This window comes from Pseudomonas sp. SJZ131 (genome assembly GCF_007828705.1).
Taxonomy (GTDB): Bacteria; Pseudomonadota; Gammaproteobacteria; order Pseudomonadales; family Pseudomonadaceae; genus Aquipseudomonas; species Aquipseudomonas prosekii.
In genome coordinates, this window is record NZ_VIVC01000004.1 from 152847 (window position 1) to 175843 (window position 22997).

Annotated in this window: 18 protein-coding genes; 5 read left to right on the forward strand and 13 right to left on the reverse strand. The window is 60.7% G+C overall.

Going from position 1 to position 22997, the window contains the following annotated elements:
• Positions 1-169: 169 nt before the first annotated feature.
• Positions 170-1330 carry an AAA family ATPase gene (locus FBY12_RS18635; protein ID WP_145254790.1) on the reverse strand — a complete coding sequence of 387 codons (1161 nt, stop codon included), beginning with the start codon at positions 1328-1330 and terminating at the stop codon, positions 170-172.
• A gap of 317 nt (positions 1331-1647) precedes the next feature.
• Between FBY12_RS18635 and FBY12_RS18645 the strand changes: the two genes are divergently transcribed.
• Genes FBY12_RS18645 through FBY12_RS18655 form a run of 3 tightly spaced genes read left to right on the forward strand, consistent with a single transcriptional unit; the run spans position 1648 to position 6865 of the window.
• On the forward strand, positions 1648-2751 hold the full coding sequence (locus FBY12_RS18645; protein ID WP_145254796.1) for an efflux RND transporter periplasmic adaptor subunit: 1104 nt from the start codon (positions 1648-1650) through the stop codon (positions 2749-2751).
• Positions 2748-3815 carry an efflux RND transporter periplasmic adaptor subunit gene (locus FBY12_RS18650; protein WP_145254799.1) on the forward strand — a complete coding sequence of 356 codons (1068 nt, stop codon included), beginning with the start codon at positions 2748-2750 and terminating at the stop codon, positions 3813-3815. The genes FBY12_RS18645 and FBY12_RS18650 overlap by 4 nt, the downstream gene beginning before the upstream one ends.
• Complete coding sequence (locus tag FBY12_RS18655; RefSeq protein WP_145254802.1) at positions 3812-6865, forward strand: efflux RND transporter permease subunit; 3054 nt, start codon at positions 3812-3814, stop codon at positions 6863-6865. Before FBY12_RS18650 ends, FBY12_RS18655 begins: the two co-directional genes overlap by 4 nt.
• Before the next feature lie 95 nt (positions 6866-6960).
• Here the strand turns inward: FBY12_RS18655 and FBY12_RS18660 are convergent, their stop codons facing one another.
• From FBY12_RS18660 to FBY12_RS18715, 12 genes are all read right to left on the reverse strand, one after another.
• Entirely contained in the window at positions 6961-7590 is a 630-nt protein-coding gene (locus FBY12_RS18660; protein WP_145254805.1) for a bifunctional 2-polyprenyl-6-hydroxyphenol methylase/3-demethylubiquinol 3-O-methyltransferase UbiG, read from the reverse strand.
• Positions 7591-7702: 112 nt separating this feature from the next.
• Positions 7703-8347, reverse strand: a complete 645-nt coding sequence (locus FBY12_RS18665; protein ID WP_092275030.1) for a methionine ABC transporter permease — start codon at positions 8345-8347, stop codon at positions 7703-7705.
• Positions 8337-9458, reverse strand: a complete 1122-nt coding sequence (locus FBY12_RS18670; protein ID WP_145254807.1) for a methionine ABC transporter ATP-binding protein — start codon at positions 9456-9458, stop codon at positions 8337-8339. The genes FBY12_RS18665 and FBY12_RS18670 overlap by 11 nt, the downstream gene beginning before the upstream one ends.
• A 2-nt stretch (positions 9459-9460) precedes the next feature.
• On the reverse strand, positions 9461-10270 hold the full coding sequence (locus FBY12_RS18675) for a MetQ/NlpA family ABC transporter substrate-binding protein (RefSeq protein ID WP_145254810.1): 810 nt from the start codon (positions 10268-10270) through the stop codon (positions 9461-9463).
• A gap of 121 nt (positions 10271-10391) precedes the next feature.
• Positions 10392-11750 carry an LLM class flavin-dependent oxidoreductase gene (locus FBY12_RS18680; protein ID WP_145254813.1) on the reverse strand — a complete coding sequence of 453 codons (1359 nt, stop codon included), beginning with the start codon at positions 11748-11750 and terminating at the stop codon, positions 10392-10394.
• On the reverse strand, positions 11750-12943 hold the full coding sequence (locus FBY12_RS18685; protein WP_145254816.1) for an SfnB family sulfur acquisition oxidoreductase: 1194 nt from the start codon (positions 12941-12943) through the stop codon (positions 11750-11752). Before FBY12_RS18685 ends, FBY12_RS18680 begins: the two co-directional genes overlap by 1 nt.
• 34 nt (positions 12944-12977) lie before the next feature.
• Positions 12978-14219, reverse strand: a complete 1242-nt coding sequence (locus tag FBY12_RS18690; RefSeq protein ID WP_121731700.1) for an SfnB family sulfur acquisition oxidoreductase — start codon at positions 14217-14219, stop codon at positions 12978-12980.
• Between the two features lie 448 nt (positions 14220-14667).
• Complete coding sequence (locus FBY12_RS18695) at positions 14668-15432, reverse strand: hypothetical protein (protein ID WP_145254819.1); 765 nt, start codon at positions 15430-15432, stop codon at positions 14668-14670.
• Positions 15433-15930: 498 nt separating this feature from the next.
• The gene (gene tcyN, locus FBY12_RS18700) at positions 15931-16686 is read right to left on the reverse strand and encodes an L-cystine ABC transporter ATP-binding protein TcyN (RefSeq protein WP_121731698.1); all 756 of its coding nucleotides are present in this window, start codon (positions 16684-16686) and stop codon (positions 15931-15933) included.
• 4 nt (positions 16687-16690) lie between these two features.
• Positions 16691-17356 (reverse strand): cystine ABC transporter permease, encoded by a 666-nt coding sequence (gene tcyL, locus FBY12_RS18705; RefSeq protein ID WP_145254824.1) that lies wholly within the window; start codon positions 17354-17356, stop codon positions 16691-16693.
• Positions 17356-18156, reverse strand: a complete 801-nt coding sequence (gene tcyJ, locus FBY12_RS18710; RefSeq protein WP_121757466.1) for a cystine ABC transporter substrate-binding protein — start codon at positions 18154-18156, stop codon at positions 17356-17358. Before tcyJ ends, tcyL begins: the two co-directional genes overlap by 1 nt.
• A 260-nt stretch (positions 18157-18416) precedes the next feature.
• Positions 18417-19409, reverse strand: coding sequence for a D-cysteine desulfhydrase (locus tag FBY12_RS18715; RefSeq protein WP_145254827.1), 993 nt, complete (start codon positions 19407-19409; stop codon positions 18417-18419).
• 191 nt (positions 19410-19600) lie between these two features.
• Between FBY12_RS18715 and epsC the strand changes: the two genes are divergently transcribed.
• Both epsC and betT read left to right on the forward strand, forming a co-directional pair.
• A complete protein-coding gene (epsC, locus tag FBY12_RS18720) occupies positions 19601-20539 on the forward strand; it encodes a serine O-acetyltransferase EpsC (protein ID WP_121731696.1) in 939 nt (312 codons plus the stop codon).
• 418 nt (positions 20540-20957) lie between these two features.
• Positions 20958-22913, forward strand: a complete 1956-nt coding sequence (gene betT / locus FBY12_RS18725; RefSeq protein ID WP_178111783.1) for a choline transporter BetT — start codon at positions 20958-20960, stop codon at positions 22911-22913.
• Positions 22914-22997: the final 84 nt, after the last annotated feature.

Consider the following 22997-nt stretch of genomic DNA (forward strand, 5'->3'; position numbering starts at 1 on the left):
TCGTCTTTTTCAAGCCTGAGTTCGACTCGATATTTCGAGTGTTAATTCTCTTCAGAGCCTGAGTTCAACTCGGTTTTTCAGGTCGATGCAGCTCTAAGAACACCTCGGTCAGTCCCCTCGCCCCTTTGGGGAGAGGGTTAGGGTGAGGGGGCATTCTCAAGCCAGACACTCAATCCGGCCAATACCACGCCGGTTCATCCAGCACCCCCCGCCCGACAATCCCGGTCTGGCCCAGGGTTTTCTCCAGCACGATGCAATTGCACTCAGGGTCTTCCTGCAGCGCCGAAATCAACCGCCGCGCGTGCGACACCACCCACACCTGACACTGCTCGGACGCGCGGATGATCAAGCGCGCCAGCGCCGGCAGCAGGTCCGGGTGCAGGCTGGTTTCCGGCTCGTTCAACACCATCAGCGTCGGCGGCCGGGGCGTCAGCAGCGCCGCGACCAGCAACAGATAACGCAACGTGCCATCGGACAATTCCGCCGCTGACAATGGTCGCAGCAAGCCTTCCTGATAAAACTCAATCGCAAACCGACCACCCGGCAACGGCGCGATGTTCAGCCGCGCGCCGGGGAAGGCGTCGCTGATCGCCGCTTGCAGCACCTCGGGATCACCGATCTCGCGAATGGTCTGCAACGCGGCAGCGAGGTCGCGGCCGTCGTGGTGCAGCACCGGCGTGCGCGTGCCCAGTTGCGGCTGGCGCACCGGGGCGTCGGCGTCGCTGCGAAAGTGATCGTAGAAGCGCCAGCGGCGGATGAATTCGCGCAGGTGCATGACTTCCGGTGAAGTGCGCAAACTGCCGACCTGATCGAACAGGCTGTCGAAATTCGGCGTGTGTTGCGCCAGCACATCCCAACTGCGCCCTTCGCGCGCGCGAATCATCGGGCCTTCGCGGTCTACCAGCAGGCTCGCGGGGCGGTAGTGCGGGCCGGACCAGATGCATTCCTTTTTGATTTCCGGGTCGAGGGAAAAGTACGAAAGAGTTTTTTCCGGCAACCCGAGGGCAATCGAATAACTGAAATCCTCACCGGCAAATCCCAGGCGCAAACGCTTGACGCCTTGGCGCACGCTGGCTTCAATCGGCACTTCGCCGTTGCGCATGCGCCGGCTGATGGTTTCCGGCCCGGCCCAGAAGGTCGAATCGAGCCCGCCCTCACGCGCCAACGCATTGATCACGCCACCCTGCGCGGTTTCCGCCAACAGGCGCAAGGCGCGATAAAGGTTGGATTTGCCGCTGCCATTGGGGCCGGTGATCAAGTTCAGCCGACCCAACGGAATCACCAATTTATTGATCGAGCGGTAATTGGCCACCGCGAGAGTCTTGAGCATGGGAAGCTTCCTGCTGCGTAGCGGGGCAGTTTGCCTTATCTTCAGCAACTTGAAGATCCCTTGCGGGAGCGAGCCTTTGTGGCGAGGGGGCTTGCCCCCGTCGGGCTGCGAAGCGGCCCCGTGGTTTTGTCAGATATACCGAATACGCCTGCTGCGCAGTCGAACGGGGGCGAGCCCCCTCGCCACAGGTCATCGTTTGGCGGCAGGATTGAGTGTCAGCCACAGGGTTTGCAGTAAACCCTAGCGGGCGTGGAACCCTGTTCTAAGCTCACAGTCGTATCGTCACTTGCACGTTCGTACCACGAAAAGGAGTCTGCATGGCGGGTACCGGGTTGAAAATGATGGCGGGGCTGTGCGCTGTTGCGCTGCTGACCGCTTGCGGCGATAAAAAACCGGTCGAAAAAGACCTGCCACGGGTGTTCGTGCAAGCGGTGCAACCCGCCGATTACGCCGCTTCCGTGACCCTCACCGGCGATGTCCAGGCGCGCGTGCAGACCGAGTTGTCGTTCCGCGTCGGCGGCAAAATCATCGAGCGCAAAGTCGACCTCGGTGACCGCGTTTCGGCGAAACAGGTCTTGGCCAGACTCGACCCGAAAGACCTGCAGACCAACGTCAATTCCGCCCAGGCGCAAGTCGTTGCCGAACAGGCGCGGGTCAAACAGACCGCCGCCGCGTTCGTTCGCCAGCAAAAACTCCTGCCCAAGGGTTACACCAGTCAAAGCGAATTCGATGCCGCCCAGGCTGCATTGCGCGCGAGCCAGAGCGCGCTGACTGCCGCTCAGGCGCAACTGGCGAATGCACGTGAACAACTGAGCTACACCTCGTTGATTTCCGAAGCGCCGGGCATCATCACCGCGCGGCAAGCGGAAGTCGGGCAAGTGGTGCAAGCCACCGTGCCGATCTTCAGCCTCGCGCGGGACGGCGAGCGCGATGCCGTGTTCAACATCTACGAATCGCTGCTGGCCGAACCGCCCTCGGACAAAACCGTGGTGGTCAGCCTGCTCGGCAACCCGAACATCAAAACCACCGGCACCGTGCGCGAAATCACCCCGGCGGTCTCGGCGCAAACCGGCACCGTGCAAGTCAAAGTCACCCTGCATGGGCTACCCGAAGGCATGCAACTCGGCTCGGTGGTCAGCGCCACGGCGAAAACCGCCGGCAAATCCGCGGTCGAACTGCCGTGGTCGGCGCTGACCAAAAATCTCAGCGAACCCGCCGTGTGGCTGGTCGACGGCGACGGTAAAGCGCAATTGCACAACGTCACTGTCGGCCGCTACCTGACCGGCAAAGTCATCGTCAGCGACGGCCTCGACGCCGGGCAGAAAGTCATCATCGCTGGCGGCCAACTGCTGCACCCGGGAATGAAAGTGGAAATCGCCGAAAACACCTACAAGGATCTGGCACCGGGGGCCGACCAATGAAGCGCCTGATGCTGCTGTCTGCCGGCCTGCTGCTGGCCGCGTGCTCGAAAGAAGAGGCGCCGCCGGAGCCGGTGCGCCCGGTGCTGTCGATTGAAGTCAAAGCGCTGAATCAGGAAGATCTCGGGCGGTTCGCCGGGAGCATTCAGGCGCGTTACGAAAGCAATGTCGGTTTCCGCATTCCGGGGCGGATCGCCAGCCGCGAGGTTGATGTCGGCGCCGAAGTGCAGAAGGGCGCGTTGCTCGCCACCCTCGACCCGACCGATCAACAGAACCAGTTGCGCGCCGCCGAAGGTGATCTGGCGCGGATTCGCGCGCAGTTCATCAACACTCAGGCCAACGCTCGGCGGCAGCAGGAATTGTTTGATCGCGGGGTAGGCGCGCAGGCGCAACTGGACATCGCCCAGACTGACCTGAAAACCACCCAGGCCTCGCTCGATCAAGCCAAGGCGTCGGTCGATCAGGCCAAGGACCAGCTCACCTACGTGCAACTGCGCGCCGATCACAAAGCCATCGTCACCGCGTGGAACGCCGAGGCGGGGCAGGTCGTCACTGCCGGCCAGCAAGTGGTGACGCTGGCGCAACCGGACATCAAGGAAGCGGTGATCGACCTGCCCGACAGCCTCGTCGATCAGTTGCCGACGGACGTGGTGTTCCAGGTCGCCTCGCAACTGGACCCGAGCATCACCAGCACCGCGATCATTCGTGAAATCGAACCGCAGGCACAAAGTGCGACCCGTACCCGCCGCGCGCGGCTGACGCTGACCGACACGCCGCCAGGCTTCCGCCTCGGTACGGCGATCAGCGTGACAATCAGCTCGGCGATCAAACCACGCCTCGAACTGCCGATCAGTGCGCTGCAAGAGGTCGATGGCAAAACCCGCATCTGGGTAGTCGATCCGCAGAGCCAGACCGTTGCCCCGCGTGACGTCAGCCTGATCAGCCGCACCGATTCCACCGTGGTCCTGGCCAACGGTGTGAAGTCCGGTGAGCGCGTGGTCAGTGCCGGTGTGAACAGCCTGAAACCCGGGCAAAAAGTCAAAATCGACGAGGAAAGCCCGCGATGAAAGGGAGTTTCAACTTATCCGAATGGGCGCTCAAACATCAGTCGTTCGTCTGGTATCTGATGTTCGTCGCGCTGCTGATGGGCGTGTTCTCGTACATGAACCTTGGCCGCGAGGAAGACCCCTCGTTCACCATCAAAACCATGGTCATTCAAACCCGCTGGCCGGGCGCGACCCAGGAAGAAACCCTCAAGCAGGTCACTGACCGCATCGAGAAAAAACTCGAGGAACTCGATTCCCTCGACTACGTGAAAAGCTACACGCGACCCGGTGAATCGACGGTGTTCGTGTACCTGCGCGACACCACCAGCGCCAAGGACATCCCGGAAATCTGGTACCAGGTGCGCAAGAAGATCAACGACATTCGCGGCGACTTCCCGCAGGGCCTGCAAGGGCCGGGGTTCAACGACGAGTTTGGCGATGTCTTCGGTTCGGTGTATGCGTTTACCGCCGACGGCCTGTCGATGCGCCAGTTGCGCGATTACGTCGAGCAGGTGCGCGCGGCGATTCGCGATGTGCCGGGGTTGGGCAAAGTCGAGATGATCGGCGAGCAGGATGAAGTCCTGTACCTGAACTTCTCGACGCGCAAACTCGCGGCGTTGGGCATCGATCAGCGTCAAGTGGTACAGAGCCTGCAATCGCAGAACGCGGTGACCCCGGCCGGCGTCATCGAGGCCGGGCCGGAGCGCATTTCGGTGCGCACTTCCGGGCAGTTTGCTTCCGAGAAGGACCTGGCCGACGTCAACCTGCGGCTCAATGATCGCTTCTATCGACTGGCCGATATCGCTGAAATCAGCCGTGGTTATGTCGACCCGGCGACTCCGCAATTCCGCTTCAACGGTCGCCCGGCCATCGGTCTGGCGATTGCGATGAAGAAGGGCGGCAACATTCAGGAATTCGGCAAGTCGCTGCACCAGCGCATGACCGACCTGACCGCCGACCTGCCGGTGGGCGTCGGCGTCAACAACGTCTCCGATCAGGCTGCGGTGGTGGAAAAAGCCGTCGGCGGGTTCACCAGCGCGTTGTTTGAAGCCGTGGTGATTGTGTTGATCGTCAGCTTCATCAGCCTCGGCGTGCGCGCCGGTCTGGTGGTGGCGTGCTCGATTCCGCTGGTGCTGGCGATGGTTTTCGTCTTCATGGAATACAGCGGCATCACCATGCAGCGGATTTCCCTCGGCGCGCTGATCATCGCCCTCGGCCTGTTGGTGGACGACGCGATGATCACCGTCGAGATGATGGTCACGCGCCTGGAAATGGGCGAAACCAAGGAGCAGGCGGCCACGTACGCCTACACCTCGACCGCGTTCCCGATGCTCACCGGCACGCTGGTGACCGTCGCCGGTTTTGTGCCGATCGGCCTCAACGCCAGTTCCGCCGGTGAGTACACCTTCACGTTGTTCGCGGTAATCGCCGTAGCGATGCTGGTGTCGTGGGTGGTCGCGGTGTTGTTCGCCCCGGTGATCGCCGTGCACATCCTCAGCGCCGAAGTGAAGCCGCATTCCGCCGAGCCTGGGCGCATTGGCCGCGCGTTCAACGCGAGCATGTTCTGGGCCATGCGTCATCGCTGGTGGGCCATCGGCATCACCATCGCGTTGTTCGCAGCGTCGGTGTTTTCCATGCAATTCGTGCAGAACCAGTTCTTCCCGTCCTCGGACCGGCCGGAGATTCTGGTTGACCTCAACCTGCCGCAAAATGCCTCGATCGAGGAAACGCGCAAGGCTGTGGACAGGCTCGAAGCGACGTTCAAGGACGACCCGGACATCGTGCGCTGGAGCACTTACATCGGCGAAGGTGCGATCCGTTTCTACCTGCCGCTCGACCAGCAATTGCAGAACCCGTACTACGCGCAATTGATCATCGTCAGCAAAGGCCTGGAGTCGCGCGCCGAGTTGAGCCAGCGCTTGCGCGAGCGGCTGCGCAAGGACTTCGTTGGTATCGGCAGTTATGTGCAGGCGCTGGAAATGGGCCCGCCGGTAGGGCGGCCGATCCAGTACCGGGTCAGCGGCAAGGACATCGATCAGGTGCGCAAACACGCCATCGCACTGGCCACCGCGCTGGATCAAAACTCGCACATTGGCGAAATCATCTACGACTGGAACGAGCCGGGCAAAGTCCTGCGCATCGACATCGCCCAGGACAAGGCGCGGCAACTGGGGCTGTCGTCGGAAGACGTGGCCAACCTGATGAACAGCATTGTCGTGGGCTCGCCGATCACTCAGGTGGACGATGACATTTACCTGATCAACGTCGTCGGGCGCGCCGAGGATGCCGAGCGCGGCACGCCGGAAACCCTGCAAAACCTGCAGATCGTCACGCCGAGCGGCACTTCGATTCCGCTGCTGGCGTTCGCCACGGTGCGTTATGAGCTGGAACAACCGCTGGTGTGGCGTCGCGACCGCAAACCGACGATCACCATCAAGGCTGCGGTGCGCGACGAGATCCAGCCGACCGATCTGGTGAAACAGCTGCAACCGACCATCGACAAATTCGCTGCCGATTTGCCGGTTGGTTACAAGGTCGCCACCGGCGGCACCGTCGAGGAAAGCGGCAAGGCGCAAGGGCCGATTGCCAAGGTTGTGCCGCTGATGCTGTTTTTGATGGCGACGTTCCTGATGATCCAGTTGCACAGCGTGCAGAAGCTGTTCCTGGTCGCCAGCGTCGCGCCGCTCGGGTTGATTGGCGTGGTGTTGGCGCTGATCCCGACCGGCACGCCGATGGGCTTTGTGGCGATCCTCGGGATTCTCGCGTTGATCGGCATCATCATCCGCAACTCGGTGATTCTGGTGACGCAAATCGAGGCGCTGGAGAAGGAAGGCCTTGAACCGTGGGATGCGGTGTCGCAAGCCACCGAGCATCGTCGTCGGCCGATTCTGCTGACGGCGGCGGCGGCGAGTCTGGGGATGATCCCGATCGCCCGCGAAGTGTTCTGGGGGCCGATGGCCTACGCGATGATCGGCGGGATTATCATCGCGACGCTGCTTACGCTGCTGTTCCTGCCGGCGCTCTACGTTGCCTGGTACAAAATCCGCGAACCGAAGAAAGACGCGCAATAGGCGAGCGCTTCGCGCTTATCGCGAGCAAGCTCGCTCCCACAGTTGCCTGCATTCCTCTGTGGGAGCGAGCTTGCTCGCGATGGCGTCTTTTCAGGCTACGCCGGCTTACGCCAGACACTCGCCAACCATGGCTGTTGCTCGCGCGGCAATCCTGCCGGCCGGTAGTAATGCTCCAGTTCGACAAACCCGGCCTCGGTCAGCAACGCCTGCCATGCCGGCAAATCGTGATAAGCGCCGTAACGCGGACCGTTCCAGCCTTCCTGATTGGCCCCGCGCGGATTGGAGCTGAACAACACGCCAGCCGGTTTCAACGCCGCATGCAGCTCTTTCAATACTCGCGGCAATTCCTGGCGCGGGATATGAAACAGCACGGCATTGGCGAAAATCCCGTCGAAGCGTTCGGCCGGCAGATCGAGCTTGAGAAAGTCCTGCTGCCAGACCTCGCAACCGCTGTCCTCGCGGGCCATCTGCGCAAATTTTTCCGAACCGTCGAGGCCGACGGCGATGTGACCCATGCGCGTGAACGTCTGCAAATCCCGCCCCGGCCCGCAGCCGAAATCGAGGATGTTCAACGGTGCGTCAGCCTGAATATGCCGCAGCAGCGCATCGATGTTCTGCCGCACATCATGGTCGCGCGTGCCCTCGCGAAAACTCTCGGCCACCGAGTTGTAGTGGCCGAGCGTCGTGGAAGTGATTTGCTGGAGGTCGTCGGGGGACTGTTTCATGGTCGGCTGCGCAGGCAATTGGGATTTGCCGAATATACGCCATCAACCTTGGGGCTGCTGCGCCGCCGAACGGGGGCAAGCCCCCTCGCCACAATCAGTGTTTGCAACGGGGCTAGCGTTTATTCAGCCCTTTCGCCAAGCGATCCCCGCCGAGCTGAATAATCGCCACCAACACCACCAGCAGCACAATCACCGTCAGCATGATCTGGCTGTCAAAACGCTGATAACCGTAGCGATAGGCAATGTCCCCCAGCCCGCCAGCGCCAATCGCCCCAGCCATGGCCGAGGAGTTGATCATCGTCACCAGCGTAATGGTGAAACCGCCAACAATCCCCGGTAGCGCTTCGGGCAACAGCACGTGCCAGACGATGTGCCAGCGACGGCAACCCATGGCTTGCGCAGCCTCGACCAAACCGTGATCGACTTCGCGCAAGCTGACTTCGGCGATGCGCGCAAAAAACGGCGTGGCGGCAATGGTCAGCGGCACCACGGCGGCCCAGACGCCATACGTGGTGCCGACGATCAGCCGGGTGAACGGGATCAGTGCGACCATCAGAATCAGGAACGGAATAGAGCGGAACAGGTTCACGAACGCGCCCAGCACGCGGTTCAGCGTCGGTGCTTCGTAGATGCCGCCCCTGGAGCTGGTGACTAGAATCACCGCCATCGGAATCCCCGCCAGCAGCGCAATCAACGACGACACGCCGACCATCAGGAAGGTGTCGATAAAACCTTGCAGCAAACGATCAAACCACATAACCGACGACCTCCACGTGCTGCGCCCACTGACTGGCGCGCTGGCGTAATTGCTCGGCGCTGGCCGACGCGCCTGTCACCGCCAGCAGCAATTGCCCCAGCGCATGTCCCTGAATCCGCTCGACGCCGCCCTGCAGCAAGCGCACGCGGCCACCGAGCGCGCCGAACAGCGCCGCCAGGTCCGGCTCATCGGTGGCACTGCCGGTGAATTGCACACGCAACACCAGCGCCGCGTCTGCCGACTGCGGTTGTGCGCTCAAACGGCTTTGCAATTCTTCCGGCAGCGCGTGTTGCAGCGGCGCGAGCAAGGTCTTGCTGACTTCGTGCTGCGGGTTGCCGAAAACCTCCCACACCGGGCCTTGCTCGACGACGCGGCCATGTTCCAGGACGACGACGCGGTCGCAGATATCGCGGATCACCGCCATTTCGTGGGTAATCAGCACGATGGTCAAACCGAGGCGCTGATTGATCTCGCGCAGCAGGCCGAGGATCGATTGGGTGGTTTCCGGGTCGAGCGCCGAAGTCGCCTCGTCGCACAGCAGAATCTGCGGGTCGTGCACTAACGCGCGGGCGATGCCGACACGTTGTTTCTGCCCGCCGGACAGCTGCGCCGGGTAGGCCTTGTGTTTCTCTTGCAGGCCGACCAGTTCGAGCAATTCGCGGACTTTCTTTTCGCGTTGATCCTTGGGCACACCGGCCACTTTCAGCGGCAATTCGACGTTCTGCCAAACGGTCTTGGCCGACATCAGGTTGAAGTGCTGGAAGATCATGCCGATGCGCCGACGCAGCGCCACCAGGCGGTCTTCGTCGAAGTCGCCGATGTCGATCTGATCGATCAACACGCGGCCGCTGCTCGGTTGCTCCAGACGATTGATTGTGCGAATCAGCGACGACTTGCCAGCGCCGCTGCGGCCGATAATGCCGAACACTTCACCGCGCTGGATCGCCAGGTCGATGCCGTGCAACGCCGCCACCGGACCTTGCTTGCCGTTGTAGGTTTTGCCCAGGCCGATGAAGCGCACGTGGGCACTATTGAGGTCCGGGTGCAGTTCGGTTTGTGCGGCTTTTTGAGGCTCCGGAATATCCAGTCGCCGTTGGATCGCGGCCGTCATGCTCAGCTTTCCCAACCGGCTTGATAGAGCTTGCCGTGGGCCTTGTCGAGCGCAGCGCGGACGGCCGACGAATGCTGGTAAATGTCGACAAATTTGATCAGGCGCGGGTCGGTTTTGCTTTTCGGCTGGATCACGAACTGGATCACGTATTCCTTGTGATCGAGGCCATCAAACAGCAGCGCCGAACCGGCATCGAAAGTCTTCGCCAGGCGAATGTAGGCCGGGTAACCCTGAACCAGATCGGCGTCGTCGTAAGCGCGTACCAGTTGCACGGCTTCGACCTGGAGGATTTTGATTTTCTTCGGGTTGGCGATGATGTCTTCTTCGGTGGCTTTGTAGCCGACGCCCGGTTTCAGCGTGATCAAACCGGCCTTGGCCAGCAGCTGCAAACCGCGACCACTGTTGATCGGGTCGTTGGCGATGGCGACGCTGGCGCCTTCCGGCAGCTCGTCGAAGCTTTTGTATTTTTTCGAGTAGAGGCCGACGTTGTTGATGATCCCCGGTGCAAACGGCACCAGGTCAAAACCGGCAGCGGTTTTCGCGTTTTCGAGGAACGGGATGTGCTGGAAGTAGTTCACGTCGATGTCGCCGGCAGCGAGGCTGACGTTCGGTGCGATCCAGTCGGTGAACTCGACCAGCTCGACTTTCAGGCCTTGTTTGGAAGCCTCTTCGACAGCGGCTTCCAGCGGAATAGCGAACGCCGCAGTGGTGCCGACTTTCAGCGGCGCGTCGGCGGCGAACGTGATGGAGCTGAAGAGGCCGAGGGCCATGGCCAGTGCTTTGACTGGGTGGGAGAGGAGCTTCTTGGTCATGATGGTTATTCCAGTCAGGGCATTGAATTTTTGGTGTTTGGTAGGGCCTCTTCGCGGGCAAGCCTCGCTCCTACAGGGGATTGCGGTGCCCTTGTAGGAGCGAGGCTTGCCCGCGAAGCTTTTAGCGGCGGAACGCGGCGCCGGTGTGTTGCTGCGGCAGATGCGCTTCACCGTGGAACAGCTTCTCGCGCAGGCTGCCGCTGTCGTAGGCGGTTTTGTACGAGCCACGACGCTGCAACTCGGGGATCACCAGGTCGATGAAATCGACGTAACTTTCCGGCGTGACAATCCGCGTCAGGTTGAAGCCGTCCAGGCCGGTTTCGGCGATCCACGATTCCAGCTCATCCGCCACTTGCTCAGGCGAGCCGACCACGGTGATATAGCGGCCACCGAGGGCGTGTTGCTCAAGCAATTTGCGTCGGGTCCAGTCATTGTTTTGCAGATTTTTGGTCGCCGACTGAATCGCGTTGCTCTTCACGTACTGGATCGGTTCGTCGATCGCGTACTCGGAAAAATCGATCCCGGTCGACGCCGAAAAGTGCGCCACACCGGCCTCCGCACTGGCGTAGCTCAGGTACTCGGCGTGCTTCTTCCAGGCCAGTTCTTCGGTGGCGCCGACAATCACGTTCAACCCCATGAACACCTTGACGTCCTCGGGATTGCGCCCGGCCTCGACCGCGCTGGCGCGGACCTTGTCCACCTGTACTTTGGTCGACGGTTTGTTCTGGCCGCTGATGAACACGCATTCGGCATGGCGCCCGGCGAACAGCAAACCGCGCTCCGAACTGCCGGCCTGAAATAACACTGGCGTGCGCTGCGGCGACGGTTCGCAGAGGTGATAACCCTCGACCTCATAGAACTCGCCTTTGTGCTCGACCTTGTGCACTTTCTCCGGTTGCGCATAAATCCGCTGCTTGGGATCGTTGAGCACTGCGTCGTTTTCCCAACTGCCTTCCCAGAGTTTGTAGAGCACTTGCAGGTATTCGTCGGCCTGATCGTAGCGACGGTCGTGTTCGACCTGTTCGCTCAAACCCATGGCTTTGGCGGCGCTGTCGAGATAACCGGTAACGATGTTCCAACCGACCCGTCCACGGCTCAAATGGTCCAGCGTCGACATGCGTCGGGCGAACAGATACGGCGGTTCGTACGTCAGGTTGGCGGTGAGGCCGAAACCCAGGTTTTTCGTCACTGCCGCCATCGCCGAGACCAGCAACAACGGGTCGTTGACCGGCAACTGGATCGACTCTTTCAACGGCACGTCCACCGAGTTTTGATAGACGTCGTACACGCCGACGATGTCGGCGATAAACAACCCGTCGAATAGTCCGCGCTCGAGCAACTGCGCCAGTTCGGTCCAGTATTCGAGGGTTTTGTATTGGGTCGAGGTGTCGCGTGGATGTGTCCACAAACCGTGGTTGATATGGCCGACGCAGTTCATGTTGAACGCGTTGAGCAGGATCTTCTTTTTCGCCTCGGCCATCAGATAGTCCCCCGCAGCGGCGGGTTTTCATCGTTGAGGTAGTAATTGCCCACCGCGTGATATTTCCAGCGCACCGGGTCGTGCAGCGTGTGCACCCGCGCGTTGCGCCAGTGGCGGTCGAGGCCATGCTCGATCAGCGTTGCCTGGCTGCCGGCCAGTTCGAACAAGGTGCTGCCGGCGGCGAGGGAGATTTCGGTGCTGATGGCGCGAGCCTCGGCGACTGCAATCGAGGCGGCGGCCACGGTTTGCGCGTTGGGGTTGGCTTGCGCCTGGTCGAGAAATTCACCCGAGCGTTCGAGCAGCGCTTCGGTGGCGTGCAGACGAATGCTCAAGTGGCCGAAGCTCTTGATCGTCAGCGGATCGTCGATGGCTTTTTCGTGGGTGGCGTCGATCCACGGCCGGGTTTTGGTGCGCACAAAGTGCAGCGCATCTTCATACGCGGCGCGGGCGATGCCGGTGTCGATGGCGGCGTGAAGGATCTGCGCCAACGGGCCGACGGTGGTCGGGCGTTCGTAGGCGCTTTGAAACGGAATCACGTCTTCGGCGGCGACGTAGACGTCTTCGAACACCACCGAACCGCTGCCGGTGGTGCGCTGGCCGAAGCCGCTCCAGTCATCGATCACGGTCAGGCCTTTACTATCGCGCGGCACGAACGCCAATTGCTGCACGCCGTTTTCATCCACCACTGAAGTGGGGATGCGCTGCGCGTAGATCGCGCCGGTGGCGTAGAACTTGCGGCCGTTGATGCGATAGCCGTCACCGTCGCGTTTGAGGCTGGTTACGCGGTCGTGCGCGGTTTTGGTCCCGAGTTCGGCGAGCGCATTGCCGAAGCGCTGACCGGCCAATACTTCGGCGTACAGGCGTTTTTTCTGTTCTTCGTTGCCGTTTACGCGCAGCACTTCGAGGGCATAAAAATGGTTCTGCGGGATCTGTCCGAGCGAGCCATCCGCCTGGGCAATCAGCGCGATGACTTTGGCCAGCGTGACGTTGGAAACCCCGGCGCCGCCGTACGCTTTGGGCACGCTGATGCCCCACAGGCCCGAGCGTGAAAACACTTCGAGTTCGGGGTGCGGCAAACGGCGCTCGCGGTCGCGCAGGGCGCTGTCACGTTTGAAATCGTCGGCCAGATCGCTGGCGACAATCAGGGCTTGCTCATCGCTGGTTATGACCGCGACGTGGTGAGAAAGAGGCATGTGTTTCTCCAGAGGTCTGGTTAAAAGTGTCTGGTCAAATCCAGGAATGGCGAGCCGGCAACGTGCCGTTGAGGTGGTAGCTGCCGACCGCGTGATATTTCCAGCGCACCGGGTCGTGCAGGGTGTGCACGCGGGCGTTGCGCCAGTGGCGGTCGAGGTTGAATTCGGCGAGGGTGGCGCGGCTGCCGGCGAGTTCGAAAAGCTTTTCGCTGGCGAGCAGGGAGATTTCGGTGGTCAGCACTTTGGCTTCGGCCACGGCAATCGAGGCGCGCGCGGCGGACTCGGCGGTGAGCGGCGCGGCGTTGACCTGGTCGAGCACGTGCCCGGCCTTGCGCAGCAGCGCTTCGGCGGCGTGCAGCTCGATTTTCAGTTTGCCGATGTCGGCGATCACGTAGAGGTCATCGCTGGCGCGTTCGACTTTTGCATCGATCCACGGACGCGCGCGGGTTTTGACGAATTCGATGGCGTCGTCGATAGCGCCGCGAGCGATGCCAGCGTCGATGGCCGCTTGAATCAATTGCGACACCGCGCCCTGGGTGTTCGGGCGCTCGTTGATCTTCCAGTTATCCACAACGAGCTCGGCATCGACCCGCACGTTGTTGAGCAAAATGGTGCCGCTGGCGGTGGTGCGCTGGCCGAATCCGGACCAGTCATCGACGATGCGCAGGCCCGGCGTGCCGCGCCGGACGAAGGCCAATACTTGCTTGCCGTCGTCGTTCAACGCCTTGACCGCAACCCAGTGCGCGAACAGTGCGCCGGTGGAGTAAAACTTCTGCCCGTTGATCACGTAGCCGTCACCGTCCGCGGTGATTCGGGCCTTGAGTTCGAGGGTGTTTTTGGTGCCGCGCTCAGGCCCGGCATTGCCGATGCGCCAGCCTTCGAGCACGCTTTTGAACAGCTGCTTTTTCTGCGCCTCGGTGGCGCTGCCGAGCACCAGATTGATAATGCCGAACTGGTTTTGCGGGATCTGCCCGAGGGCTGGATCGGCGGCGGAAATGATCGCGAACACCTCGGCAATGGTGACGAATGAAACCTGCGGCCCACCGTACTCGCGCGGGATCGCAATGCTGCCGAGGCCGCTGCGGGTGAACTGTTCGATTTCCGACCACGGCAACTTGCGCTGCTTGTCGCGTTTGGCCGCTTGCAGGCGCGCGACGTTTGCCAGCTCGTGGGCAGCCTTGATGGCTTGGGCGTCGTTGCGCAAAACCTGCGCGGGCAACAACAGCGGGGCGATGTCCAGATCACTCTGAACGATTGCATCTGCCAGACTGGACATCAGTGCCGCTCCTTGGCTGCACGCAATGCCCTGGCGATCTGCACTGGGGTGATTGTGTTCCGGACCATACCTACCTCACATCTCATGAAAAACGCCGCATGGGTGGCGGCGAGCGAATAACAAGAATGTCCGGTGGTCCGGTGCATATACCCTAAGCGTGTATAAAAAATTAATAAACTAACTTTTGGGAATATGCATAGAAGGGCGTCTGTCCGCAGAGCAACAGTTGTTTGTGGGGCAACAGTCGGGAGCTGAGTCCGGCCGTCAAAATGATTCGCAACCCCTGTGAGAGCGAGCTTGCTGTGGCGAGGGGGCTTGCCCCCGTTCGACTGCGCAGCAGGCGAGAACCAGGTCAATCGCAATCGCCGATAAGGGGCGCTTCGCCCCCCAACGGGGGCAAGCCCCCTCGCCACAGGAGCTCATCACCCACAGGGTTTCGGTGATGGTTTTAGTTTTTGCGGGTTTCGGCGGCTTGGAGTTGTTCTCGCAGCGGCACTTTCAGATACGGATTGGCGCAGCCGATTTTCAGCGTCCGGGGTGGTGCCCAGCGCGAGTTGTTGCCGACGCGGTCGAGGATGCAATAAGTCACTTCCAGACGCAGGTCTTCGCCGGCCTCGAGGATGATCGCCGGCGGCACCCAGACCTGAATCGGCTGGCCGATATCGCCCGCCGTCAGAGTCGGCAAATCCATGCGCACATCGCCCCAACGCAGCGTAATTTCATCGTCGATGGCCATGTTCAAATACGGCTCGATAGTCAGCGGCACGCCGCGTTTGATCTGGTTGGGGTTCACGCCTTGGCGGCGGATTGTCTCGGGCAGGCTCACCGGTGCAAGGCTCTGGTTCTCGTCGCCACACAGGGCCGGCGCATGGCCGCCGGGGCAATCGAGTTTGATCCGCACCAGCGTCGTGGGCGATAGCGCCGGGTTTTGTCCGACCTGCATCACGCGGTAGCGAATCTGCGCAATGCCGTTGCTGACGAAGCTCTCCGGCACGCGTAGCTGCAAGGTTTGGGCAACATCGCTCGCGATCACGGTGGTGCACGCGACATAGCAGTCGTCCCAGTACAACTCGATCAGGTCGCCAGCCTCCATGCCGGAGTAGGGCGCGACGTCGATCAGCAGGTGCGCGGCGGCAGCGTTGTTGATGCCGCTCTTGTGCGATTGCGCCAAGGTCGGGGCCGCAAGTTCGGATATGTTCGAGGTACTGGTCATGGTGCTCTCCTTGAGGTCTTGCAGCGAAGTCCGTTTCTGGAAGATCAATCAGCGTGAATTACGGCGCAACAAAGTGGGTAGTCAATGTCGAATGGTTAAATGTTGATTAGTTGCGATTGGCATTGGCTGGCGACTAGATAAGAGTGCGCCTGATTGCCTGTCAATAGAGTTAGTTAGTTGGCGGATCAATTTCCGCTTAATCAGAAATGTCCTACACGGTGAAGTTAGAAAACCTCAGCGCCGCGTCGAATAATCTGCATTTTTTCACTGAAACAGGCTACGCGCATGGCGAAGCACACGCGGAGCTTACCTGCGCACCCGTCCGACTTTAAGCTGAATAAATTTATTGCAGAACATATATATGTACCGCACGAACCGACGCGAAGTTATATAGCTTGGCTTCGAGACAAGTCAAAAGTATTGAGAAGTTGGGAATCTGCGTGGGGAGGGTGAATGCAACTTCCATCCATGGAAGTTAACAATCGGTGTGGCGGAGTTTTAATGCTGGGTGTTATTCAGAAACTTGCTGAGAAACTGTTTGGTTCGTTCTTCTTGCGGATTGGCAAACAATGCCTTGGCTTCACCTTGTTCAACAATCACACCCTTGTCGAAAAACACCACACGGTTCGCCACATCACGGGCAAAACCCATTTCGTGAGTGACGATGACCATGGTGCGGTTCTCTTCGGCGAGGCTGCGAATGGTCGACAACACTTCGCCGACCAATTCCGGATCGAGCGCCGAGGTGGGCTCATCGAACAGGATCACTTCCGGCTCCATCGCCAACGCTCGGGCAATCGCCACGCGCTGTTGCTGACCACCGGAAAGGCGTCGCGGGTAAGCGTCTTCCTTGCCCGCCAGACCAACCCTGGCCAGAAGCTTTTTGCCCAGGGCAATCGCTTCGGCCTGGGGCATTTTCTTCACCACGATCGGGCCTTCGATGACGTTTTCCAACGCCGTGCGATGCGGGAACAGGTTGAAGTTCTGGAACACGAAACCGACGTGCTGGCGCAAACGCCGCACCAGGCTTTGCTGCTGGTTCAGCGGGCGGTTGCCATCGATCTCGATGTCGCCGACCTTGATCCGGCCGCTGGTTGGTTCTTCGAGGAAATTCAGGCAACGCAGGAACGTAGTTTTACCCGAGCCGCTGGGGCCGATAATCGCCACAACCTCGCCTTCCTTCACTTGCAGATCGATGCCGTTGAGCACCACTTGACCCTTGAATTGCTTTGTCAGTTTTTCCACGACAATCATGGGGTCAGGACTCCTGGTCGTGCCGATTGACCCGCTCTTCCAACTTGTTCTGCAGGTGCGACAGCACCGTGGCCAGAATCCAGTAGATCAGCGCGGCGGCGAGATACATGGTGAAGACTTCGAAAGTCCGGGCGGTGATCAATTGCGCCTGACGGAACAGCTCCGGCACCTGAATAGTGGCGGCCAGCGCGGTGTCCTTGACCAGCGAAATGAAGCTGTTGCCCAGTGGCGGCAGCGCCGTGCGCATCGCTTGCGGAATGATCGCCCGGCGCAAAGTCTGCGTGCGGGTCATGCCGATACTGGCGGCGGCTTCCCACTGGCCGCGCTCGATGGAGCTGATCGCGGCACGGAGGATTTCGCAGGCGTAGGCGGCCATGTTCAGCGAGAAGCCGATCAGGGCGGCCGGCAGCGGATCAAGTTCGAGGCCCAATTGCGGCAAGCCGTAATAGATCACGAACAGTTGCACCAGCAACGGCGTGCCGCGAAAGAACGACACGTAGATGCGAGCAATCCAGCTCACCAGTTTGAAGCGCGACAAGCGCATCAACGCCAGGCCGAAGCCCATTACCAGGCCGAAAAACATCCCGCCCAGGCTGAGGATCACCGTGTAATACGCGCCCTTCAGCAGGAAGGGCGCGGAGTCCAGTGCGAGTTGGAAAGCTTCTTCCATTATTTAGTGACGTCAGCTTGGAAATATTTTTCCGAGATCTTCGCCAGGGTACCGTCGGCACGCAGCTCGTCGAGAGCCTTGTTCACCGCTGCCAGCAGTTCTGGCTCGCCTTTGCGCAGGGCAATGCCGGATTCCTGACGGGAGAATGCTTGGCCGGCAGCCACGGTTTTCGGAGCTTTCTTCGCGTATTCAAGCGCAGCCAGGCGGTCGATCAGGATGGCGTCGGTACGGCCATTGTTCAGGTCCGCGAATTTGGTCGGATCATCGTCGTAGGTGCGCACGTCTGCACCCGGCACGTTGGCTCGGACCCATTGTTCGTAGTTGGTGCCAAGGCCTACACCGACTTTCTTGCCGCTCAGGTCAGCGGCGGTCTTGATGTTCAGCGCGGCTTCCTTGCTCTTCAGCACCAGCGCTTGAATCCCGGAGATGGTGTACGGCTCGGAGAAGTCATACTTCTTCTTGCGCTCGTCGGAGATAGTCACTTGGTTGACCACGAGGTCCAGGCGCTTGGATTCCAGAGCAGCGAGGATGCCGTCCCATTTGGTTGGCTGAATCTTGGCTTTCACGCCCAGCTTTTTGGCCAGGGCTTCGGAGAGCTCGACTTCGAAGCCGGCCAGTTTGCCGTCGGCGTCGACGAAACTGAACGGTGGATAAGTGCCTTCCAGGCCGACGTTGATCACGCCAGCGTCTTTGATTTTTTGCAGTTGCTCACCGGCAACCGCTTGCCCCATCAGGCCGGCGCTGAGTGCCAGGCCCAGCGAACCTACCAGCAGATTTCGACGTAGTGCGGAAAAATTCATGACAAGCCCCTGTTTTTTTGAAAGACGTTTTTTTATGAAAGACGGTTTCTTGTGAACGATGCTATTGGCAATGTTGGCAAAATCGGGATTTGGACGACTGCGATATCCTGCCCTAAAGCCGCTTATGCGTCTGCGCCAAATTCGCCTGCGGCGCGACTATATGACGATGTTGTTAGATAGGAAAATACTAAATAACAATTCTGTTATTCCCTTAAAGAATAAGCGCCCGGCGTGATGACCTGTGGCCACAGGGTGTTCGTTTACAGGAAATCTTTATAGGCAAACAACGCCGGCGCGCCGCCGGTGTGCAGGAAGATGATCGGGCCGTCGTCAAAACGTCCGCGCCCAATGCCGTCGAGCAGCCCGGCCATGGCTTTGCCGGTATACACCGGGTCCAGCAACAAGCCTTCCTGACTCGCCAGTAACTTGACCGCAGACAACGTCCCGGCGTTCGGTTCGCCGTAACGCGGGCCGAAATATTCGTCCCACAATTCAACCTTGAAATTCGCCGGCAGGCTCACACCCAGCAACTCCGCGGTGCGCTCGGCCAGGCCTTGAACCTTCGGTCGCTGATCTTCCTCGCTGCGCGAAACCGTCACGCCAATCACTGGCAGATCCGGCAAAACTTCATTCAACGCCAGCGCCAGGCCGCTGTGAGTGCCGGCACTGCCCGAGGCCAATACCACCGCAGCGAATTGCAGGCCGCTGTCCTTGATCTGCTCGGCCAGCTCCAGGCCGGCGCGCACATAACCGAGCGCGCCCAACGCGTTGGAGCCACCAATCGGCACCACATACGGATTTTTACCGCTGTTGCGCAGCCGATCAGCCAACGCCTGCAATTGCTCGTCGGCATTATCGAGGTTCTCGACCAATTCGACTTTGGCGTCGAACAGATCCAGCAACAGCCGATTGCCGTTGCCGACATAGTTGGCGTCGTCGGTGCCCAGCGGGTTTTCCAGCAGCGCCACGCATCCCAGGCCCAACTTGGCGGCAATCGCCGCCGTCTGGCGCACGTGATTGGACTGCAGCGCGCCAGCGGTAATCAGCGTGTCCGCGCCCTGCGCCAGCGCATCGGCGGCAAGGTATTCGAGCTTGCGCAGCTTGTTGCCACCCATCGCCAGCGGCGTCAGGTCATCGCGTTTGACGTAAACATCGCGGCCCAGCCAGGTCGACAGACGTTCGAGTTTTTCCAGCGCGGTAGGGTGGCCGAGCAAGTCGAGGCGGTTGAAGCGGGCGAGCGAATTTTTGATCATGGGTCCGTACTGGCGCAGGAGAATCACAGGACTATAGGCACGCCCATTTGTTCGGGCAACCGCCAGTCGCTTATATCCATCAGTTCTGAAGACAGCACAATTGGTTCTTAATTCGCCCTCCGGACGTTGCCGTAAAGTGATCGCCGTCAGTGCGGCCAGACAGTCCGGCCGCCCGTGAGGAGTTTTCTACCGTGAGCGAGCGTTCCAGCCATTGGCAATTGCACACCATCGTCAGCCAACTGCGCACGGCGCGGGATCAGTGGCGCACGCAAAATGGCCGTGTCAGCGGCGAGCAGGGTGGCCGCGAGTTGCCGTCCCGCGCGGCGATGGCGGAGATTCTTGAAGCCTTGTGCGGCGCGCTGTTCCCGATGCGTCTGGGGCCGGTGGACTTGCGCGAAGAGAGCGAAGATTTCTACGTCGGCCACACTCTGGATGTCGCATTGAATGCGTTGCTGGCGCAGGCGCGACTCGAACTGCGCTACGCCGCGCGGCACAGTGCAGCAACCGATCACCAGCTCGACACTGAGCTCGAAGCGAAGACGATTTCGATCATTCAGGATTTCGCCCTCGCGTTGCCGGGGCTGCGCAGCCTGCTCGACACCGATGTGCTGGCGGCCTATCACGGCGACCCGGCGGCGCGCAGTGTCGATGAAGTGCTGCTGTGCTATCCGGGGATTCTCGCGGTGATTCACCACCGCCTCGCCCATCACTTGTACCGCGCCGGTTTGCCGCTGCTGGCGCGGATCAGCGCGGAGATCGCGCACTCGGCCACTGGCATCGACATTCATCCGGGCGCACAGATCGGCCGCAGTTTTTTTATCGATCACGGCACGGGCGTGGTGATCGGCGAGACCGCGATCATTGGCGAGCGCGTGCGGATTTATCAGGCTGTGACTTTGGGCGCCAAGCGTTTCCCGGCGGACGAGGACGGCCAGTTGCAGAAGGGCCATCCGCGCCATCCGATCGTCGAGGACGATGTGGTGATCTACGCCGGCGCGACGATTCTGGGGCGCATCACCATCGGCAAGGGTTCGACGATTGGCGGCAACGTGTGGCTGACCCGCAGCGTGCCGGCGGGGTGCAACCTGACGCAGGCGAACTTGCAGCATGATGACGGGACGCAGAAGTAAGCCCTGAATCTTGGTTGACTGGACTGGCCTCTTCGCGGGCAAGCCTTGCTCCTACAGGTTTTGCGCCATTTTCAGGTCGGCGCAGGGACCTGTAGGAGCGAGGCTTGCCCGCGAATGGATTCAAGCCGCGCCGCAATAATGGCATTTAGCTCACTGAGCACTGAACGAATCCCCCAAACCCCACGTCATACGCATCCTTGAGCTAGCGTAGTCAGGCGACCGCCGAGCCCTGCGATTAGTCCCCGGCGCCCGATTCATGTTTAACTTGAACGCTCATTCAAGTTAAACCGCCGGTTTGCTGCCCGCTCACAACAGGAGGCTTGCCCTTGCCGAGTCCGTTATTGATTGCCCGGTTACACCCCTTTGAGGCGCACGTTTCATGAGTGCTCCGACTGCCCCACCTAGCGGCCAGGTCCGCATGAACCCGCCAGTGTTCTACTTCGCTGCGGGTTTTATTCTGTTATTCGGCATCATCGTCATCGCCATGCCCGCGCAGGCCGGTGCCTGGCTGCTCGAAGCGCAAAACTGGGCGGCCAACACGGTCGGCTGGTATTACATGCTCGCGATGACGCTTTATCTGGTCTTCGTGGTGGTCACCGCGTTATCCGGCTACGGCAAGATCAAACTCGGTGCCGACCACGACGAACCCGAATTCAGTTATCTGTCCTGGGCCGGCATGCTGTTCGCCGCTGGCATCAGCATCACGCTGTTCTTTTTCTGCGTGTCCGAACCGCTGACGCATTTGGCGCAACCGCCGCAAGGCACCGCCGGTACGCCGGATGCGGCGCGCCAAGCGATGCAGATTCTGTTTCTGCACTGGGGCCTGCATGGCTGGGGCGTGTTCGCGTTCGTCGGCATGGCGCTGGCCTACTTCGCCTATCGGCACAACCTGCCGCTGGCCCTGCGTTCGGCGCTGTACCCGCTGATCGGCAAGCGCATCAACGGCCCGATCGGCTACGCGGTGGACGGCTTCGGCATCATCGCCACGGTGTTCGGCCTCGGTGCCGACATGGGTTTCGGCGTGTTGCACCTCAATTCGGGCCTCGACTACCTGTTCGGCATCGCTCACACGCAGTGGATTCAGGTCGGCCTGATCACGCTGATGATGGGCGCGGCGATCATTGTCGCGGTGTCCGGCGTCGATAAAGGCGTGCGGGTGATGTCCGACATCAACATGCTGCTCGCCTGCGCGCTGCTGCTGTTCGTGTTGTTCGCCGGTCCCACTCAGCACTTGCTCAACACCTTGATCCAGAACATCGGCGACTACCTCGGCGCGTTGCCGATGAAGAGTTTCGACCTCTACGCCTACGACAAACCGAGCGACTGGCTGGGCGGCTGGACGGTGTTCTACTGGGCCTGGTGGATTGCATGGTCGCCGTTCGTGGGCCTGTTCATCGCACGGATTTCCCGTGGCCGCACCATCCGCGAATTCGTCTTCGGCGTGCTGTTGATTCCGCTCGGTTTCACCCTCGCGTGGATGTCGATCTTCGGCAACAGCGCCATCGATCAAGTGCTCAACCACGGCATGACCGCGCTGGGTATGTCGGCGGTCGAAAATCCGTCGATGACCCTGTACCTGCTGCTGGAAACCTACCCGTGGAGCAAAACCGTGATCGCGGTCACGGTGTTTATCAGCTTCGTGTTCTTCGTCACCTCTGCCGATTCGGGCACTGTGGTGCTGTCGACCCTGTCCGCCAAGGGTGGCAACCCGGATGAAGACGGGCCGAAATGGCTGCGGGTGTTCTGGGGCGCGATGACTGCGCTGGTGACCAGCGCGCTGCTGTTCTCCGGCAGCATTGATGCGCTGAAGTCAGCGGTGGTGCTGACCTCGTTGCCGTTCTCGATGATCTTGCTGCTGATGATGTGGGGGCTGCACAAGGCGTTCTATCTGGAGTCGCAGAAGCAGATTGCGCAGATGCATTCACTGGCGCCGGTCTCCGGTTCGCGCCGTGGCGGTTGGCGTCAACGCTTGACTCAGGCTGTGCATTTCCCGTCGCGCGATGAGGTTTACCGCTTCCTCGACACGACGGTGCGCCCGGCGATTGAAGAGGTGAGCGCGGTGTTCGTCGAGAAAGGGTTGAAGGTGGTCACTCAGCCGGACCCGGCCAACGACAACGTCAGCCTGGAAATCGGTCACGGCGAGGAGCATCCGTTCATCTATCAGGTGCAGATGCGTGGCTACTTCACGCCATCCTTCGCGCGCGGCGGCATGGGTTCCAAGCAACTCAACAACCGCCGCTACTACCGCGCCGAAGTGCATTTGAGTGAGGGCAGTCAGGACTACGATCTGGTCGGTTACACCAAGGACCAGATCATCAACGACATCCTCGACCAATACGAACGGCACATGCAGTTCCTGCACCTGGTGCGCTGATCAGCCGCCGGTGGCGCCCGGGTTTTGCTCAGCACCCTGAACAAAACCAGCGCCGCCACCGGCACGCGCAGGAGCGAGCCTGCG

Bases quoted from the DNA above. Each gene is read 5' to 3' on its own strand.
- FBY12_RS18655 (WP_145254802.1), top strand. From the start codon at position 3,812: ATGAAAGGGAGTTTCAACTTATCCGAATGGGCGCTCAAACATCAGTCG.
- FBY12_RS18650 (WP_145254799.1), top strand. From the start codon at position 2,748: ATGAAGCGCCTGATGCTGCTGTCTGCCGGCCTGCTGCTGGCCGCGTGC.
- FBY12_RS18715 (WP_145254827.1), bottom strand. From the start codon at position 19,409: ATGATCAAAAATTCGCTCGCCCGCTTCAACCGCCTCGACTTGCTCGGC.
- tcyJ (WP_121757466.1), bottom strand. From the start codon at position 18,156: ATGAATTTTTCCGCACTACGTCGAAATCTGCTGGTAGGTTCGCTGGGC.
- FBY12_RS18690 (WP_121731700.1), bottom strand. From the start codon at position 14,219: ATGTCCAGTCTGGCAGATGCAATCGTTCAGAGTGATCTGGACATCGCC.
- betT (WP_178111783.1), top strand. From the start codon at position 20,958: ATGAACCCGCCAGTGTTCTACTTCGCTGCGGGTTTTATTCTGTTATTC.
- FBY12_RS18685 (WP_145254816.1), bottom strand. From the start codon at position 12,943: ATGCCTCTTTCTCACCACGTCGCGGTCATAACCAGCGATGAGCAAGCC.
- tcyL (WP_145254824.1), bottom strand. From the start codon at position 17,356: ATGGAAGAAGCTTTCCAACTCGCACTGGACTCCGCGCCCTTCCTGCTG.
- FBY12_RS18695 (WP_145254819.1), bottom strand. From the start codon at position 15,432: ATGACCAGTACCTCGAACATATCCGAACTTGCGGCCCCGACCTTGGCG.
- tcyN (WP_121731698.1), bottom strand. From the start codon at position 16,686: ATGATTGTCGTGGAAAAACTGACAAAGCAATTCAAGGGTCAAGTGGTG.
- FBY12_RS18675 (WP_145254810.1), bottom strand. From the start codon at position 10,270: ATGACCAAGAAGCTCCTCTCCCACCCAGTCAAAGCACTGGCCATGGCC.
- FBY12_RS18660 (WP_145254805.1), bottom strand. From the start codon at position 7,590: ATGAAACAGTCCCCCGACGACCTCCAGCAAATCACTTCCACGACGCTC.
- FBY12_RS18665 (WP_092275030.1), bottom strand. From the start codon at position 8,347: ATGTGGTTTGATCGTTTGCTGCAAGGTTTTATCGACACCTTCCTGATG.
- FBY12_RS18635 (WP_145254790.1), bottom strand. From the start codon at position 1,330: ATGCTCAAGACTCTCGCGGTGGCCAATTACCGCTCGATCAATAAATTG.
- FBY12_RS18680 (WP_145254813.1), bottom strand. From the start codon at position 11,750: ATGGCCGAGGCGAAAAAGAAGATCCTGCTCAACGCGTTCAACATGAAC.
- FBY12_RS18645 (WP_145254796.1), top strand. From the start codon at position 1,648: ATGGCGGGTACCGGGTTGAAAATGATGGCGGGGCTGTGCGCTGTTGCG.
- FBY12_RS18670 (WP_145254807.1), bottom strand. From the start codon at position 9,458: ATGACGGCCGCGATCCAACGGCGACTGGATATTCCGGAGCCTCAAAAA.